The sequence below is a fragment of the Arcobacter arenosus genome, from assembly GCF_005771535.1.
Classification (GTDB): domain Bacteria; phylum Campylobacterota; class Campylobacteria; order Campylobacterales; family Arcobacteraceae; genus Halarcobacter; species Halarcobacter arenosus.
The window spans coordinates 256,304-274,113 of the sequence record NZ_VANU01000001.1 but is presented as its reverse complement, the minus strand read 5'-3'; the positions used below and the strand labels follow the sequence as shown (position 1 = coordinate 274,113).

The 17,810-nt window shown below is 28.0% G+C and carries 14 protein-coding genes; 9 read left to right on the top strand and 5 right to left on the bottom strand.

All coding sequences use genetic code 11. The features are described from left to right. Nucleotides 1-43: 43 nt before the first annotated feature. The 4 genes from FDK22_RS01430 to FDK22_RS01415 all read right to left on the bottom strand — a co-directional run bounded on the left by FDK22_RS01430 (nt 44) and on the right by FDK22_RS01415 (nt 5,841). On the bottom strand, nt 44-1,306 hold the full coding sequence (locus FDK22_RS01430; RefSeq protein ID WP_138151019.1) for a serine hydroxymethyltransferase: 1,263 nt from the start codon (nt 1,304-1,306) through the stop codon (nt 44-46). A 59-nt stretch (nt 1,307-1,365) separates the two neighbouring features. Continuing rightward, entirely contained in the window at nt 1,366-2,892 is a 1,527-nt protein-coding gene (lysS, locus tag FDK22_RS01425) for a lysine--tRNA ligase (RefSeq protein WP_138151017.1), read from the bottom strand. 23 nt (nt 2,893-2,915) lie between these two features. Then, nucleotides 2,916-3,683, bottom strand: coding sequence for a CvpA family protein (locus tag FDK22_RS01420; protein WP_138151015.1), 768 nt, complete (start codon nt 3,681-3,683; stop codon nt 2,916-2,918). Between the two features lie 67 nt (nt 3,684-3,750). Further along, nucleotides 3,751-5,841, bottom strand: a complete 2,091-nt coding sequence (locus tag FDK22_RS01415) for an ATP-binding protein (protein WP_138151013.1) — start codon at nt 5,839-5,841, stop codon at nt 3,751-3,753. A 157-nt stretch (nt 5,842-5,998) separates the two neighbouring features. Between FDK22_RS01415 and ispG the strand changes: the two genes are divergently transcribed. Continuing rightward, a complete protein-coding gene (gene ispG, locus FDK22_RS01410) occupies nt 5,999-7,066 on the top strand; it encodes a flavodoxin-dependent (E)-4-hydroxy-3-methylbut-2-enyl-diphosphate synthase (protein ID WP_138151011.1) in 1,068 nt (355 codons plus the stop codon). Here ispG and FDK22_RS01405 read toward each other — a convergent pair. Next, nucleotides 7,063-8,172, bottom strand: coding sequence for a geranylgeranyl reductase family protein (locus FDK22_RS01405; RefSeq protein ID WP_138151009.1), 1,110 nt, complete (start codon nt 8,170-8,172; stop codon nt 7,063-7,065). The genes ispG and FDK22_RS01405 overlap by 4 nt on opposite strands. 108 nt (nt 8,173-8,280) lie before the next feature. On the opposite strand from FDK22_RS01405, the gene FDK22_RS01400 reads away from it, so the two are divergent. The 8 genes from FDK22_RS01400 to FDK22_RS01365 all read left to right on the top strand — a co-directional run bounded on the left by FDK22_RS01400 (nt 8,281) and on the right by FDK22_RS01365 (nt 17,807). Beyond that, nucleotides 8,281-9,720, top strand: a complete 1,440-nt coding sequence (locus tag FDK22_RS01400) for a replicative DNA helicase (RefSeq protein WP_138151007.1) — start codon at nt 8,281-8,283, stop codon at nt 9,718-9,720. 83 nt (nt 9,721-9,803) lie between these two features. Then, nucleotides 9,804-10,196 (top strand): type II secretion system protein, encoded by a 393-nt coding sequence (locus tag FDK22_RS01395; RefSeq protein ID WP_138151005.1) that lies wholly within the window; start codon nt 9,804-9,806, stop codon nt 10,194-10,196. Between the two features lie 132 nt (nt 10,197-10,328). Next, nucleotides 10,329-10,871 carry an adenine phosphoribosyltransferase gene (locus tag FDK22_RS01390; protein WP_138151003.1) on the top strand — a complete coding sequence of 181 codons (543 nt, stop codon included), beginning with the start codon at nt 10,329-10,331 and terminating at the stop codon, nt 10,869-10,871. A 13-nt stretch (nt 10,872-10,884) separates the two neighbouring features. Next, on the top strand, nt 10,885-12,099 hold the full coding sequence (gene trpB, locus FDK22_RS01385; protein ID WP_138151001.1) for a tryptophan synthase subunit beta: 1,215 nt from the start codon (nt 10,885-10,887) through the stop codon (nt 12,097-12,099). Nucleotides 12,100-12,107: 8 nt separating this feature from the next. Further along, nucleotides 12,108-12,794 (top strand): DedA family protein, encoded by a 687-nt coding sequence (locus FDK22_RS01380; protein WP_138150999.1) that lies wholly within the window; start codon nt 12,108-12,110, stop codon nt 12,792-12,794. After that, the gene (locus tag FDK22_RS01375) at nt 12,784-14,190 is read left to right on the top strand and encodes a leucyl aminopeptidase (RefSeq protein ID WP_138150997.1); all 1,407 of its coding nucleotides are present in this window, start codon (nt 12,784-12,786) and stop codon (nt 14,188-14,190) included. Before FDK22_RS01380 ends, FDK22_RS01375 begins: the two co-directional genes overlap by 11 nt. Before the next feature lie 23 nt (nt 14,191-14,213). Continuing rightward, the gene (locus FDK22_RS01370; RefSeq protein WP_138150996.1) at nt 14,214-15,209 is read left to right on the top strand and encodes a bifunctional heptose 7-phosphate kinase/heptose 1-phosphate adenyltransferase; all 996 of its coding nucleotides are present in this window, start codon (nt 14,214-14,216) and stop codon (nt 15,207-15,209) included. 81 nt (nt 15,210-15,290) lie between these two features. Beyond that, nucleotides 15,291-17,807 (top strand): ABC transporter substrate-binding protein, encoded by a 2,517-nt coding sequence (locus tag FDK22_RS01365; RefSeq protein WP_138150994.1) that lies wholly within the window; start codon nt 15,291-15,293, stop codon nt 17,805-17,807. The last annotated feature ends 3 nt before the right edge of the window (nt 17,808-17,810 follow it).

Sequence of the window (17,810 nt, the reverse complement as noted above, 5' to 3'; positions counted from 1 at the left end):
CTTTAAAGATTATCCTTATTATAAAGGAAACTAAACTAAAATCTTAATAAGTAGATTGATTGTAAATTACAAAATCTCTTGCTAATTCTTTTAATTCTTGTTTGATTTGAGCCTGTAAGTCTGTATTATTGATATCATCTAATACATCACAAATTTTATTTGCAATAAATGTAAACTCTTCTTCTTTCATCCCTCTTGCTGTTAATGCTGGAGATCCAATTCTAATACCTGATGTTACAAAAGGACTTCTTGTTTCCCCTGGAACTGTATTTTTATTTACAGTAATACCTGCATTTCCTAATGCCGCATCTGCATCTTTACCTGAAAAATCTTTATTTAAGAATGATACTAGTACTAAGTGATTATCTGTACCATCACTTACAATGTCATATCCTCTTGACATTAAAACTTCAGCTAATACTTTTGCATTTGCTTTAACTTGTTTTGCATATTCTTTCCATTCAGGTGCTAAAACCTCTTTAAATGCAACTGCTTTTGCAGCCATAACGTGAACTAATGGTCCACCTTGTAAACCTGGGAAAATAGCTGAATTGATTTTTTTAGCAATCTCTTCATCATTTGTTAAAATAAGTCCACCTCTTGGACCTCTTAATGTTTTGTGTGTTGTAGTTGTAACAACGTCTGCATAAGGGAATGGAGACATATGTTCACCTGCTGCAACAAGTCCAGCGATGTGAGCAATATCAGCAAATAAAATAGCACCAACTGCATCAGCAATCTCTCTAAATTTTGAGAAATCAATCTCTCTTGCATAAGCACTTGCACCACAAACAATAATTTTTGGTTGAGTGATTTTTGCAATTTCCATTACTTTATCATAATTAATTCTACCATCTAATTCAACACCATAATAAAATGCTTGGTAGTTTTTACCTGAAAATGATGGTTTCGAACCATGTGTTAAGTGACCACCATGAGATAAATCCATACCTAAGATTTTATCACCTGCATTTATTAAAGCTGCATATACTGCACCATTTGCTTGGCTTCCTGCGTGAGGTTGAACGTTTGCAAATTTACATCCAAAAATTTCACAAGCTCTATCAATAGCTAATTGTTCAGCTTTATCAGCAAATTCGCATCCACCATAATATCTTTTATATGGATAACCCTCAGCATATTTGTTTGTAAATACAGAACCCATTGTTTGCATAACTGCTGGACTTGTAAAGTTCTCACTTGCAATCATCTCTAAGTGGTCAGTTTGTCTTCCTAATTCTGCCTCAACTAAATCAAAAATCTCTTTGTCTGCTTGTTCTAAAGTAGCATTTGAAATATAACTCATATAATTGTCTCTCCTATGTTTGTTTATTTATTTTATTTTTATTTTTTTAAGAAATGAAATTATTCATTTCCTTCTTCATTTTCTTCATGTAAATCTATCTCTTTAGCAATTGGTTTCATTGCTGGGAAAAGAAGTACATCTCTAATACTGTGTTGGTTTGTTAACATCATAACCAATCTATCTATACCAATACCTTGTCCTGCTGTTGGAGCCATACCATAAGATAAAGCATTTACAAAATCTTCATCCATCTCATGTGCTTCATCATCACCTGCATCTTTTGCAGCAATTTGACCTTCAAATCTTTCAAGTTGGTCAAGTGGGTCATTTAACTCACTAAAGGCATTTGCAATCTCTTTACCTGCAATAAATAACTCAAATCTATCTGTTAAATGAGGTTTTTCATCACTTCTTCTTGCTAGTGGTGAAATCTCAACAGGGTACTCAGTGATAAATGTTGGGTTAATTAATTTAGCTTCAACATATTCATCAAAAAGCTCACCTTGTAATTGTCCTAAGTTCATATTTTCATTTACTTCAAGATTTTTCTCTTTCATAAATGCTATGATTTTCTCTTTATCTTCTGTAATGTCAGCTGGAACACCACCAATTGCTGTAAGTGATTCAATTAATGGAATTTCAGAAAATTTTGTAAAATCAATCTCTAAATCACCATATGGAAGTTTTGTTGGTAAATCTAAATGCTCAAATAAAAAGTCAAAATACTCTTTAGTAAGTTCAATTAAATCTTTATAGGTTTTATATGCCCAATAAAATTCGATAGATGTAAACTCTGGGTTATGTGTTGCATCCATACCTTCATTTCTAAAGTTTCTATTGATTTCAAATACTGCTTCAAATCCACCAACTATAAGTCTTTTTAGATAAAGTTCGGGTGCAATTCTTAAAAATCTATCAACACCTAAAGCATTATGATGAGTTACAAATGGTTTAGCATTCGCTCCACCTGCAATTGGATGCATCATAGGAGTTTCAACCTCTAAGAAACCTTTGTTTTCAAAAAATCTTCTTGTTAAACTAATTACTCTAGATCTAATATGAAAAGTTTTTCTAACTTGAGAATTCATAATTAAATCTAAATATCTTTGTCTATATCTTAACTCTTTATCTGTGATTCCATGAAATTTCTCTGGAAGTGGAGAGATAGCTTTTGTTAAAACTTTTAAACTATCAACGTGTAAAGATAATTCACCTTTTCCTGTAATAAAAGGGTATCCTCCCACTTCAATTATATCACCAACTTCAATGTTCTTTTTAAAAGTTTCATTATAAAAACCTTCAGGTAAATTATCTCTAGCCACATAAATTTGTAAGATTCCACTTTCATCTTCAATCTTTAAAAAACTAGCTTTACCCATAAGTCTAAAAAATTTAATTCTACCAGCTACTATATAATGTCTATGTTCATCTCTTTTTTCTTCAGTTTGAAATAGGTCAGTATTTACATTCAAATATTTTGCAATTGTAGTATTTCTTGCACTATCATTTGCATAAGGATTTATCCCTTTTTCTCTTAAAGTGTTTGCTTTTTCTATTCTTTGTTGTATATATTTGTTTTCAAACAATCTTAAATTCCTTTATTTTTTTATTATTCTGTTTTTTCTGTATTTGTATCTTCTTGTGTTGGTGTTGATTCTGGTAAAGGATTATTTTTAATCTCTTTTGCTATCTCATCAACTTTTTTATTTACAGTTTTTTTAACTGCATCAACAACCTCTTCAGAAGATTTAATTGTAGCTTCTTTCATACCTTTTACTGTATCGCTTAACTCTTCTTTAATAGATTTTTGTTTTAATAAATCATCATCCTCTTCAATCACTTCATTTTCTTTTTTTGGAGTGATTTTTTCTTCTACTTTTTTCATAAAATCATTAGCATCTAATTTAACAATAAATCCACCAGTGCTAAGTAAAAATGGGAAAGTAACAGATTTCCCAACTTTTGTATCCATTAAATCTTTAAATGAATTAACTTGATATAAAGCATAAACAATTACTGAAAAAATTAAAAATATTTTTGCACTACCAAAGAAAAATCCTAAAATTCTATCAAATAAACCTAATCCACTTGCTTGGAATATTTTACTTAAAATAATTCCTAAAATATAAATAATCGCCCAAAATCCTACAAGTCCTATAACAAAACCTATAAGTTTAATTGTTGCTTGATTCTCTAAAGCTAAAAGTGGAGCTATAGCATTACCAATATCTCCTGCTAATCTTGAAGCAATAAAAATACCACCAATAATTCCTACTAAACCAAAAATCTCTTTAATAAATCCTCTTAAAAGGCCTTTAAGTCCAAGTAATACTGTGATACTAACGATAACTATGTCAAAAACTGTAAAATTTTGCATACATACCCTTCTTTATAATATGGCGCAATTATAGCTAAGATTTTCCAAATAAAAGTTTAATAGCCTTTTACGAAGTTTTTAATGTTTTTAAATCAAAGGATATATCAAAAGCTAAACCTTTTAATTTTTTATCTTTATAAGTAAAATTTTTATTAGAAATTGATAATTTACAATTCATATGTTTTACCAAGATTTCTTGTGTCATATACAGACCTATACCAGTTCCTTGTGATTGGTGTTTAGTTGTAAAATATGGTTCAAAGATTTTTTCAATAATTTTTTCATCAACTCCTCCTGCTGTATCTTTTATCCTCAAAGTATCTTTATTAAAAGTAATAAAAATGATTTTTTCTTTTGAATTATTTTTTATAAAAGCATCAATAGAATTATTAATTATATTTAATAAAGCTTGTTGAAATTCACTTTTAAAACTGTAAAGCTTTATCTTCTCATCAATTTTAATTACTGTAGTTATACTTAATGCTATTAACCTATCTTTTAAAAGATTTAAACTCTCATCAATAGATTTTTTTAATCCAAACTCTTCTTGATCTTTTTTCTCTTTAAAAAAATTTCTAAAATCTTCTATTGTTTGAGATAGATAATTTGTATTATTTAAAATCTTTTCACAAGTATAATTTATATCATTTTCTTCTACAAGTTTTAATTCTCCTTTTATTCTTAATCCACTTGCTAAACTTGAGATTGAACTTAATGGTTGTCTCCATTGGTGGGCTATATTATTTAACATCTCTCCCATTGAAGCCATTTTATTTTGTTGTAATAATATTCTATCTTTTTCAATTAATATTTTATTATTTTCAATTTCGTTTGTTATATCTGTTAAAGTTACAATAATATAAGGTATATCTTCTTTTATATCCGTAAGATTTACATTTAAAGTAAAATGGTAAATCTTATCAGCTTTTTTTATTGCTGCTTTAAATTTTTTATCATTATTACTAAGAATGTGTTCAGCCCAGTTTCTACCATCATAATCTTTATCAATTAAGTAGTTGTCATCATTCATTTCAATAAATCTTTCACAAATACAATCATATTTTTCTTTGAATTCATCTAGGCTTTTAAACTCATCAAAGAATTCAATTAATTGTGCATTGGCATTTTGTATTTTTATTCCATTGGTTATTACAATAATATTTTTTTGGGAATCTAAAATAGTTTGTACTCTTTTTTTCTCTATTTGAATCTGTCTTAAATACAAATAATAATTAATAGCTAAAAATATGATACCTATTAATATGATAAATAAAATTAAGTTTTTAATAGAACTTTTCTTTGCATCTACAATAGAACTGACATCAATATCTTTTAAATTCTTTGTTAGTATTATATAACCTATTATTTCGTTTTCAAACTCTATAACTTGTTGTGTAACAAGATAGTTTTCATTAATTATTTTATAATCTTTTATTTCAAGTATTTTTTCAATACTCTCTTTTTTTACTAAATCTATTAAATACTCTTTTGCATTGAAATTTGCAATATAATAATCACCCATAAATTTTTTTGTAAATGGATATTTGATTTTATTTTTGTATTTTTTATCAGCTAAAATTAAAGAATCAATTTTTTGTTTTTCTAACATTTTGGAAATAGAATTAAAGTGAGTTATCACTTCAAAGATACCAATTAACTCATTGTCTTTTAGTATTGGAACCATTGATTTAAAGGACATATCATATCTTCCAACACTAATTGAAGTTTGTATTTTTTTTGTTTTTAAAATTTTTTTGACATCAGGTCTAAATTTTAGTGAATCACTTTTATGATCACTCCAGCTTCTATAAAAACTATTTCCCTCTTTATCTAAAATTTGAAACCATACATTTTTAAACTTTGTGTATTTTCTTAGTTCTAAAGAGTATTTATTTAAATCTAGATTTAGTTTATTTTTTGTGAGTATTGAATTTATTATCTCTTTATTATCTATAAAAGATAGGGCAATAGACAAGGTTGCATTTTTTTTATCTGATATTAAAGTTAAAAGATTTTTTTTAATATATTCAGAACTTGTATAATATTTTTGAAGCAGTTTATTATTTTGTTCTTTTTGAATATAAAAATCAGTAATCATGTATATTAGAACAGAAACTAATACAAAAGAAAATAATTTTATAAATGTTTTTAAATTCATCCCTATTATCCCACATCCCTCAAGTAACTAATTATAGGATAAGTTATGTAATTTTTAAATAAAATAACGTCAATTTACTTGCAGAAAAATATTTATAACAAATTAATTGCAAAAACTTTACTAATAATTAATATTTTTTTGCTAGAATTCGCACATTATGAATAATGTAAAACGATATCCAACAAAAAAAATATATGTAGGTGATGTTGCAATTGGTGGAGATGCACCAATTTCAGTACAATCTATGACTTATAGTAAAACATCAGATATAGAAGCTACAGTAGAGCAAATCAGAAGATTACATTTTGCTGGAGCTGATATTGTAAGAGTTGCTGTTCCTGATCAAGAAGCAGCTGATGCATTAAAATCGATTAAAGAGCAAACTTCATTACCTTTAGTAGCAGATATTCATTTCAATCATAAATTAGCACTTATTGCTGCCCAAGTTGTTGATTGTATTAGAATTAATCCAGGAAATATAGGAAATAAACAAAGAGTTGCAGAGGTAGTAAAAGCTTGTAAAGAAAGAAATCTTCCTATTAGAATAGGGGTTAATTGTGGTTCCCTTGAGGCACAGTTTGAAAATAAATATGGTCAAACTCCAAAAGGTATGGTTGAGAGTGCTGATTATAATATTAAATATTTAGAAGATTTAGGTTTTGACGATATTAAAGTTTCATTGAAAGCTAGTGATGTTCAAAGAACAGTTGAAGCTTATAGAATGTTAAGACCAATGAATAATTATCCATTCCATTTAGGTGTAACTGAAGCGGGAACTATTTTTCACTCAACTATTAAATCTTCAATAGCATTAGGTAGTTTACTACTTGATGGTATTGGAGATACTATGAGAATCTCTATTACTGGTGAGCTTGAAAAGGAGATTGAAGTAGGACGCGCAATATTAAAAGATGCGGGTCTTACTAAAGAGGGACTGAATATAATCTCTTGCCCAACTTGTGGAAGAATTGAAGCTGATTTAGTAAGTGCAGTTGCCCAAGTTGAAGAAAAAACAAAACATATTAAAAAACCTCTAAATGTATCAGTTATGGGATGCGTTGTAAATGCTTTAGGTGAAGCTAAAGCTGCAGATGTTGCTATTGCTTATGGAAAAGGTGTAGGTCTTATTATTAAAAAAGGTGAGACAATTGCAAAGCTTCCAACAGAACAACTTCTTGATAGATTTTTAGAAGAGGTTGAGGCAGAAGCTAAAAAAGAGGATTAATTTTTAAAAAGATATTTAAAAAGTTTTAGAGCAGCTTGACCTGAAGTTAAAGGTTTAGCTGTCCCCTCCCAATATGCCAATCCTCGTCTTTGCAGTTTTTTATTTTGAAAAAATTTAATTAATTTATTCGTCATAAAATCGAAACTTAAAAATATTTTTTGCATTGTTTTGAAAAAATCAAATCTTTTACGAAATTTTTTATTCCATTCTTTTTCATAAAAATAGGGGTCTTCTTTTATTATGGCATTGGCTAAAATATCAGCAGATTTTATTGCATAATAGATACCTTCATATGTAAATGGTAAAACTTGTCCAGCAGCATCACCAAGTAAAAAAACGTTATTTTTAAAAAATATATCATCCTTTTCCCAAATTGGTATGAAAAAACCATTTACCTTTGTTTCATCATTTTTAATAATCTTTTTTTTGAATATTGGAAAAAGTTTTTTTGCATTTGTTCCTTCTTTTAATCCTGCACCAATAGAGAGTTTATTTCCGTGGGGGAATACCCAAGCGTATTCATTTGGGGCATAGTTTTTACCAAAATAAAATTCACAAAAATCAATATCCTTATTTGGGATATTACAGTAGTTTGTTAATATTGCATTTACTGTTGAATTAAATAAATCTTTTCTTACACTTGATTTAACACCATCTGCACCTATTAAATATTCTGTTTTTATAATTAGAGTTTTATTTTTTGTTTCTATTTTTACTAAATAATAGTTTCCTGTTTTTTCTGCTTTTTTATATCTTCCTTCTATTAAAATTGTTCCAGCTTCTTTTGCTAATTCTCTATTTTTTTTATCAAATTCTTGTCTTAATACAATTGAAATTGGTGTATTTGAAATATCAACTTTAACACTATATTTTGGTGAATGAAGTTTACATATATTGATTTTTTTATTTTCAAACTCTTTTGGTAAATCAAACTCCTCAAATACAATCGATTTTACTCCTCCTCCACAAGGTTTGTCATAATTGAGATTTTTTTCTACTAAAATATTTTCAATACTATTTTTTGATAACTTTCTAGCTAAGGTTGATCCAGCAGGGCCTCCTCCTATTATTAGACATTTTGTAGAAAGTTCATATTGATTGTTCATTTTTTACCTTATAAATTAAGTTTTTTATTCTAAAGCAAAGCATCTAAAATTAACTTGAAGATAATGACTCTTTAGCTATAATCTTTAGCTTATAAAAATGGAGATTTAATGGATAGTGTATATAGTATAAATATTGAAAGAGCAGTTTTAAGTTCAATTCTTTTTAATCCTGAAGAGTTAGAAGATGTATTAGGTGTTTTAAAACCAAAAGATTTTTATCTACCTGCTCATCAAAAGATTTTTGCAGTGATGATAAAACTACACGATTTGGCAATGCCAATTGATGAAGAGTTTATTAGAAAAAGAGTTGATTCAAAAGAGGTTGATGATTCAATTTTACTTGAGATTTTATCTGCAAATCCAATAACAAATACTTTAGCATATGTAAGAGAGATTAAAGATGCTTCTGTAAAAAGAGAACTTACAACTCTAGCAACCACTATTAAAAAAGTTTCCCTTGAAGAGGAAACAAGTGCAAATGATGCTTTAGATGTTGTTCAAAGCGAACTTTATAAAATCTCAACTGATAGTGCAACTTCAGAATTAAAGCATATGGAGACAATTACTGCTGATACTCTTTCTTATATTGAGAAGATGAAAAAACTAGGAAATCAACACCTTACAGGTAGAACAACAGGTTTTTTTGATTTAGATAAAAGAACAACAGGGTTTAATGAAGGGGATTTAATTATCTTAGCAGCAAGACCTGCAATGGGTAAAACAGCACTTGTATTAAATATGGCATTAGCAAATGTTGAAGCGGGAAATGGTGTTATCTTTTTCTCTTTAGAGATGCCTGCAGAACAATTAATGTTAAGGATGCTTGCCGCTAAAACATCAATTCCATTACAAAACCTTAGAAAAGGGGATATGGATGATAAACAATGGACTGATTTAACAAATGCTTTTGAGGATTTAAATCAAAAGAAACTATTTGTTGATGATGGTGGTAGTATTAATATTAACCAATTAAGAGCAAGGGTTAGAAAACTTGCACAAAATGAAGCGAATAATATCTCAATGGTAATTATCGATTATCTTCAACTAATGCAAGGTACTGGAAATAAAGATAGACACCAAGAAGTTTCTGATATTTCAAGGGGTCTTAAAATGCTTGCAAGGGAGATGAAAATCCCAATTATTGCACTTTCTCAGCTTAATAGGGGACTTGAAAATAGACCTGATAAAAGACCAATGCTTTCTGACCTTAGAGAATCTGGAGCAATTGAGCAAGATGCCGATATTATTATGTTTGTTTATAGGGATGATGTTTATAAAGAAAGGGAAGAAGCCAAAAAAGAAAAAGAGGCTCAAGATAAAGGGGAAGAGTATAAATCTAAGTTTGTTAATAAACCAGTCGAAGAGGCAGAAATAATAATTGGAAAACAAAGAAATGGTCCAATTGGAACTGTAAAACTTGATTTCCAAAAACAATTTACAAGATTTGTAAACAAAGATAATCCAAATGAAGCCCCAATAGAAGTGGTTTTTGAATCAATTTCAGATTCAGGGAAAGAGACACAAATAGATGTTCCTGAAATATTATAAAATATAAAAATATATTATTTTATTATCTTTATTTAAGAAACCTAAATATATAATTTAAAAATTTACTTTTTAAAGGATATATTATGAAAAAAGGTTTCTCTCTTTTGGAACTAATCTTCGCCATTGTTGTTATTGGAATAATCGCATCTTTTGCAATACCTAAATATTTAGATACAAGAGATGATGCAGTTGCTTCAACTATTCAAAGGGATTTAGCAACAGCTACTACTTCTATTCAAACTTATTATTTGACAAAAAGAAGTATCTCTGATATTTCAGATGCTGTTCAGTTAAATACTGCAAATTGGACTCTTGATAATACAAAGTTAATAATGACATCAAAAAATGGAAATGGATGTGCAAAATTAACTATTGCAAATGAAAAAATAACGATTAATATTGATACTAATGAAGATATTTGTTCTAAACTTTCTAACTTAGGAGTCACTGATGGTACAGAAATTAATCTAATCTAAAACTAAAGAGTATAGTTTTAGCTATACTCTTTACTTAAAAACCTTTTTAAAGACAAATCTATTATACAAACATAATAATTTATTCGATAAAATAATCACCTTACAGAATATTACAAAGAAAAGAGATATAGTATGATTTTAAGTCAAGCTGATAAAGAATTAATTAACAACTCAATTAGAGATGTAAAAGATTTCCCAAAAGAGGGGATTGTATTTAAAGATATTACTACTTTATTAAATAATAAAGTTGCTTTCCAAACCTTAATGAACCACTTAGAAGAAAGATATAAGAGTTATGATTTAGATTATGTTGCAGGTATTGATTCTAGAGGTTTTATTTTTGGAGCTGCTTTAGCTGATAGACTTAATATAGGTTTTGTTCCAGTTAGAAAGAAGGGTAAACTACCTTCAACAACAGTTTGTGAAAAGTATGAACTAGAATATGGTTTTGATGAGGTTGAGATTCATTTAGATGCCTTTCCAATTGATAATGCAAGGGTATTATTAATTGATGATTTAATAGCAACAGGTGGAACTGCAAATGCTTCTGCAAAATTAATTAAAGATGTAAAAGCAAATTTAGTTGAAACTTGTTTCTTAATTAACCTTACTTTTTTAAATGGTGTAAAAAGATTAGAAGAACATGCACCAGTATATACAATAATAGATATTTAAAAAGAGATTATAAATGAAAAAAGATTTTTATATACCAAAAACATCAACATTTGATCCAGATGCTAATGGACATTTTGGAATTTTTGGGGGAAGATATGTCCCTGAGACATTAATGCCTATTTTAAAAGAGCTTGAAATTGAGTATGAAAAATATAGACATGATGAAGATTTCTGGAAAGAGGTTGATGGATATTTAAAAGATTATGTGGGAAGAGAAAATCCCCTATATTTTGCTAAAAATATAAGTGAAGAGATTGGTGCAAAAGTTTATTTAAAAAGAGAAGACTTAAACCATACGGGAGCTCATAAAGTAAATAATGTTATTGCTCAAGGATTACTTGCAAAAAAACTTGGAAAGAAAAAGGTAATTGCTGAAACAGGAGCAGGTCAACATGGTGTTGCAACTGCAACTATTGCTGCTTTACTTGGTCTTGAATGTACTGTATTTATGGGTGCAAAAGATGTTGCTAGACAAGAATTAAACGTATTTAGAATGAAACTACTTGGTGCAAAAGTAATTGCAGTTGAATCGGGAAGTAAAACATTAAAAGATGCTATGAATGATGCAATTAGATACTGGGTTACAAATGCAAGAGATACATTTTATATAATTGGAACAGTAGCAGGTCCCCATCCTTATCCCGTTATGGTTAGAGACTTCCAAGCAATTATAGGATACGAAGCAAGGGCTCAAATCTTAAAAAAAGAGGGTAGATTACCAGACTATGTTGTTGCTTGTATTGGTGGTGGATCTAATGCAATTGGTATGTTTTCACATTTCTTAGAAGATAAAGAAACAACTTGTGTAGGTATTGAAGCTGGTGGATTAGGACTTGATACCGATAAACATGGTTGTTCTTTAGAAAAAGGAAGTCCTGGAATTTTACATGGTCAATGCTCTTATTTACTTCAAGATGAAAATGGTCAAGTTTTAGAAGCACACTCTATTAGTGCTGGACTTGATTATCCAGGGATTGGACCAGAACACTCTTTTCATAAAGATAATAAGACTGTTGAATATGATTCTGTAACAGATAAAGAAGCTATAGATGCTTTTGTATGGTTATCTCAAAAAGAGGGGATTATCCCTGCCTTTGAAAGTGCCCACGCAATAGCATATTTAAAGAAAGCAAAAGATAAATTAAAAGATAAATTAGTAATTATTAATCTTTCAGGGCGTGGCGATAAAGATATGGTTCAAGCAAAAGACCTATTGCATTTTGATTAAGAGTTCTAATGTTAGAAAAATTACAAAATAATTCAGGAAAGATACTCTTTTTAGTTGTAGCATTATTTGTAATCTTTTTAGGTTACAATTTATATCAAGCTCCTGTAGAAGGTTTAGAAAACAAATTTATATATTTACTAAAAACCTATGGATATATAATACTTTTTGCATGGAGTATCCTAGAGGGTGAAGCTGGTCTTATTATGGCTGGACTTTTATCTCATACAGGTGATATGAACCTTTATTTAGCAGTTTTTGTTGCTGGATTAGGTGGTTTTGCTGGTGATCAGATATACTTTTATACAGGAAGATTTAATAAATCTTATGTACATAAAAAATTTAAAGGGCAAAGAAGAAAATTTGCCTTAGCACACTTACTTTTAGTAAAATATGGTTGGCCAATTATTTTTATTCAAAGATATATGTATGGGATGAGAACAATTATCCCTATCTCAATTGGTCTTACAAGATATAGTGCAAAAATGTTTGCTTTTATTAATTTAATTAGTGCGTGGGTGTGGGCTGCAATTACTATTGTACCAGCATGGTATTTTGGTGAAGAGATTTTAGTAGTATTGAAATGGGTAAAAGAACATTGGTATTACGCAGCACCATTTGGAATAATTATTGGTGGAAGTATAATTTATTATTTCCATAGTGTAACTAAGAAAAAGGAGAAAAACTTTGAAGGTTAATTTAGTAGAAAATAGTTTTGAAAAAGAAGAATCTGAAATTGAAATATATATAACTGATGATATTGAAAATACAAAAGACAAAGAACTTTTAGACCTTTTAGGGTTTGAAGAAAAAGATGAAAGTGTTATCTTACTTCCTGAAGTTGGAAGAATTTATGTAGGGTGTGAAGATAATGATTATGATAGTATTGCAATTGCTATTTCATGTGCTATTAAAAAATTCCAATCTACAAAATTTGAAAGTGCAAAAATAAAATTAGATGATTTAAATTTAAAAGCTCTAGTTGAAGGTGCTATTTTAGGTTCATATAAATTTTGTGAATATAAATCAGAAAAGAAAAAAGTAAAAAAACAAGAATTAAATATTTGTGTACCTAAAATCACAAAAGAGATGCAAAAAGAGTTTGATGATTCGAAAATTATTGCAAAATCTGTTAATAAAACTAGAAATATTGTAAATACTACACCAGCAGATTTTTATCCAAAAGTTATGGCTGATACGGCAAAAAAAATTGCTAAAGAGAATAATCTTGATTTTAGAATTGAGGGTGAAGAGTATTTGGAAAAAAATGGAATGTTTGCGATGCTTTCTGTAGGTCGTGCTTCTATACATGAATCAAAATTAATACATTTAACTTATAAACCAGAAAACCCTAAGAAAAAAGTTGTCTTAGTTGGTAAGGGGTTAACATATGATTCTGGTGGATTATCACTTAAACCAGCAGATTTTATGGTTACGATGAAGTCTGATAAAAGTGGTGGAAGTGCTGTTTTAGGTATAATGAATGCTGTTGCAAAATTAGGACTTGATGTTGAAGTTCATGGAATTATAGGTGCAGTAGAAAATATGATTGGTGGAGATGCTTATAAACCGGATGATGTTTTAGTAGCTAAAAATGGTAAAACTATTGAAGTTAGAAACACTGATGCAGAGGGTAGATTAGTTCTTGCTGATTGTTTATGTTATGCCCAAGATGAGATTGAAGATATAGACTATATCTTTGATTATGCAACTTTAACAGGAGCTTGCGTTGTTGGTGTTGGTGAATATACATCTGGAATAATGGGAAGAAATATTGAACTAAAAAGATCAATTGTTGCAAATGCTTTAGAAGCAGGTGAATATGCAACAACTTTACCTTTTAACAGATTTTTAAGAAAAACTTTAAAATCAGAAATTGCAGATATTTCAAATATCGCAAACACAAGATATGGTGGAGCAATAACAGCTGGATTATTTTTAGACAATTTTATATATGAAGAGAATAAAGACAAATGGATTCACCATGATATTGCTGGACCTGCATTTGTAGAAAAAGCATGGGGTTATAATCCACATGGTGCAAGTGGGGCTGGAGTTAGAATGACTCTAGAATTTTTGAAAAATATTGACTAAAAAATTTACTTATAGGAAAAGATATGATTAAAACTGATGTAAAGCCAAAGATATTAGTAATTGGTGATTTGATGATAGATGCTTATTTAATTGGTAGTTGTGATAGAATTGCTTTAGATGCACCTGTTCCTGTTCTTGATATTAAAGAGGAGATTGATGTTTTAGGTGGAGCTGGAAATGTTGTTAGAAATTTAGCCTCTTTAGGTGCAAAAGTTTCAGTTATGTCAGTAACTGGTGATGGTCAAAATGGTAAAGAATTAAAACATTTACTTGACCAACTTGAAACAAAATCTTTTATTTTAGAACAAAAGGGAAGAAAAACTTCAAGAAAAACTAGAATTATGTCAAATGGTAAACAAATTTTTAGATTTGATCATGAAAGTAAAAACAATATCTCTTTTGATAATGTTAAAAAACTTTATTCGAAACTTCAAGAAAAGATTAAAGCATATGATGCAATTTTATTAGCAGATTATGGTAAAGGTGTTCTAACAAGAGACTTTACACAAAAAATTATTCAATATGCAAATAAACATGATGTAAAAACAATTGTTGACCCATATGGAGATGATTATTCAAAATATCAAGGTGCATATTTAATTATTCCGAATAAAGACGAGGCTTCAAAAGTTACTGGAATCGATATTGATAATGATGATAGACTTTTAGATGCTTTAAAAGAGATAAAAAATAAATTTGAAACAAAAGAAGCAATTGTTACTCTATCAGAAGAGGGTGTTGCAGTTTTAAATGAAAATAATAAATTATCAGTTTTACCAACTGTTCCTTTAGAGGTTTTTGATGTAACAGGTTCAGGTGATACTCTATTAGCTTCAATGGGTTATGCCCTTGCAGGAAACAATGATATTATTAGTTCAGTTGAATTTGCTAACTTAGCAACTGGAGTTGTTTTAAGAAAAGCTGGAACTTCTACAGTTTCAATTGACGAGATACAATCTGATCAAACATATCTTGATAGAAAAATTATCGAGAGAAATTTAAGCTGTAAACTTAACTAAGAAGTAGGGTTTATCCCTACTTATAAAAAAATATAAAATAAGAATCTTTTTTATTAAATTATTTGTGATATAATATGTACAATGAAGTATATAGTTATATTAATAGTTTTAACAACTTTATCATTTTCTAAAAATTTAGATAAAGTAAATCTTTACTTAAAATGGAAACATCAATTTCAATTTGCAGGATTTTATATTGCAAAAGAGAAAGGGTTTTTTGAAGAAGAAGGACTAGATGTTAATATTATTGAACCAAGCTCTAATAATCCTATTAATATTGATAAAATTTTGAATGAAGAAAACTCTTTTGGTATCTCTGATTCATCATTAATTAATTCAGTAATGCATGGTGAAAAACTATCATTAATCATGCCTATTTTACAAGAAACTCCTTTTACTTTCTTATTTTTGAAAAGTTCAAATATAAAATCCGTTAATGATTTTAAAAATAAAAGAATAATGTTAGATTTAAATAATAAAGAGAATGCCTTTGCAAAATTGTTTTTAAATAAATTTAATATAAATGAAAAAAATATAAAAGTGATTCCCAGCTCATATGATGTTCAGGATTTAATAAATAAAAAGGTTGATATTTTTAATGCTTATATATCAAATGAACCTTATAGATTAAAAGAAGAGGGGATTGAGTATGAGTATTTAAAAAGCTCCTCTTTAGGAATGAATTTTTATGGAGATATTCTCTTTACTTCAATAAAAAATGAAAAAAATAACCCTAAAAGAGTGAAATCTTTTTTTAATGCAACTATGAAAGGTTGGCAATACGCTTTTACTCACATAGATGAAACAATAAAGTTAATTTTAGAAAAATACAATACTCAAGGATTTAGTTATAGTAAATACCTATTTGAGGCAAATAGTTTAAAAGAATTATCTGGTATCAATGATGGAACTTTTGGAAAGTTTAATTTTACAAAAATTAATCAGATTATTAGCAGCTATTTTTTAATTGATAAAAAACTTACCTTAAAAGATATAAATAATCTTCATATAGACTTCTTGTCAAATGAAAGATTTTTTATAGATGATAAGTCAATAGTTTTTAATAAAAAAGAAATAGAATATTTAGAAAAAAAAGATAAGATTACTTTTTGTGTAAGTAAAGGCATTGAACCTATGGTTTTTTATAAAAATGGGGAATTTAAAGGTATTTCTATAGATTTTTTTAAGATGATTGAAAAAAAAATCAATAAAAAAATCCAAGGGATTCTAACTTTAACGCCAGAAGAGTGTGACACTTTACTAAAAAAGAAAAAGGTGGATTTAAAACCTTTAATTTTAACTGACCCAAATGCTTATAGCTTTTTAAAACCAACAGTACCTTACTATAATGGATACTTAGTATTAGCCACAAAAATTAGTCAACCATATTTATTAGATATTTCTCAATTAGAAGATAAACATTTAGGTTTATTAAAAGATACAGAAAAAATTAATACTCTTATTAAAAAAAGATTTCCAAACCTTAATTTTGTAGAGATTAATGGAACAGTTGAAAATGCATTGGAACTAATAAGAAAAGATGAAATTTATGGCTTTTTAGGTGTTTCAGATATCATCTCATACAATATACAAAAATATTTTACCCATGAATTAAAGATTATGAAAAGATTAAGTGACTTAAAAGATGGAAGTATAGGTGTTGTAAAAGATGATTATATTTTACATTCAATTTTAAATAAAGCAATTTTAAGTTTCAGTGATAGAGAAAAAAGAGATATTAAAAATAAATGGGCTTATGTTAAAGAAGAAACAATAATAAAAAAAGAGTATTTAATTAATATCTTTTTTATTATCTTTATAATCATTTTGGCTTTTTTTTATAAACAATATGTTTTACATAAATCAAATAAACAACTTAAAATAAAAGTTAATGAAGAAGTAAAAAAAAATAGAGAAAAAGATAAAATCCTTTTTCAGCAAATGAAGCTTGCTAGTATGGGAGAGATGTTAAATAACATTGCCCATCAATGGAGAGAACCTTTAAATGTAATAAATTCAAATGTTGCAGTAATTGATTCTATATTTTCCAAATATAAAATTGAAGATAAAAAACTAGAAAATACACTTACTCAAATTGAGTCACAAACAAAATATATGTCTGATACTATTGATAGTTTTAGAACATTTTTTTACCCCTCAAAAGAAAAGAAAGAGTTTATTTTATCTAAAACTATAGAGCATGTGTTAAGAATAATAAAATTTGATTATGAAAAATCTAATATCCAAATAAACACAAAAATTTTAAATGATAAAAAGATCAATGGTTATAAAGGTGAATATATTCAAACAGTAATTGCCATATTGCATAATTCGAAGGATGCTTTTATTTTAAATGGGATTAAAGACCGAAGAATAGATATTTGTATTGATAATATGCTTACAATAGAAGATAATGCCGGAGGGATAGATGATAAGTTAATTGATAGAATTTTTGAACCTTATTTTACAACAAAATATAAAAATAAAGGGACAGGAACTGGTCTTTATATGGCTAAAATGATTATAGAAAATTCTATGAATGGTACGTTAAGTGTTGAACAAAAAAAAGATGGAACAAAATTCAAAATTATAATTTAAACG

What these genes read in the sequence shown, in the direction of transcription:
- FDK22_RS01430 (WP_138151019.1), bottom strand. Translation starts at nt 1,306, where the DNA reads ATGAGTTATATTTCAAATGCTACTTTAGAACAAGCAGACAAAGAGATT.
- FDK22_RS01420 (WP_138151015.1), bottom strand. Translation starts at nt 3,683, where the DNA reads ATGCAAAATTTTACAGTTTTTGACATAGTTATCGTTAGTATCACAGTA.
- FDK22_RS01415 (WP_138151013.1), bottom strand. Translation starts at nt 5,841, where the DNA reads ATGAATTTAAAAACATTTATAAAATTATTTTCTTTTGTATTAGTTTCT.
- ispG (WP_138151011.1), top strand. Translation starts at nt 5,999, where the DNA reads ATGAATAATGTAAAACGATATCCAACAAAAAAAATATATGTAGGTGAT.
- FDK22_RS01405 (WP_138151009.1), bottom strand. Translation starts at nt 8,172, where the DNA reads ATGAACAATCAATATGAACTTTCTACAAAATGTCTAATAATAGGAGGA.
- FDK22_RS01400 (WP_138151007.1), top strand. Translation starts at nt 8,281, where the DNA reads ATGGATAGTGTATATAGTATAAATATTGAAAGAGCAGTTTTAAGTTCA.
- FDK22_RS01395 (WP_138151005.1), top strand. Translation starts at nt 9,804, where the DNA reads ATGAAAAAAGGTTTCTCTCTTTTGGAACTAATCTTCGCCATTGTTGTT.
- FDK22_RS01390 (WP_138151003.1), top strand. Translation starts at nt 10,329, where the DNA reads ATGATTTTAAGTCAAGCTGATAAAGAATTAATTAACAACTCAATTAGA.
- trpB (WP_138151001.1), top strand. Translation starts at nt 10,885, where the DNA reads ATGAAAAAAGATTTTTATATACCAAAAACATCAACATTTGATCCAGAT.
- FDK22_RS01380 (WP_138150999.1), top strand. Translation starts at nt 12,108, where the DNA reads ATGTTAGAAAAATTACAAAATAATTCAGGAAAGATACTCTTTTTAGTT.
- FDK22_RS01370 (WP_138150996.1), top strand. Translation starts at nt 14,214, where the DNA reads ATGATTAAAACTGATGTAAAGCCAAAGATATTAGTAATTGGTGATTTG.
- FDK22_RS01365 (WP_138150994.1), top strand. Translation starts at nt 15,291, where the DNA reads ATGAAGTATATAGTTATATTAATAGTTTTAACAACTTTATCATTTTCT.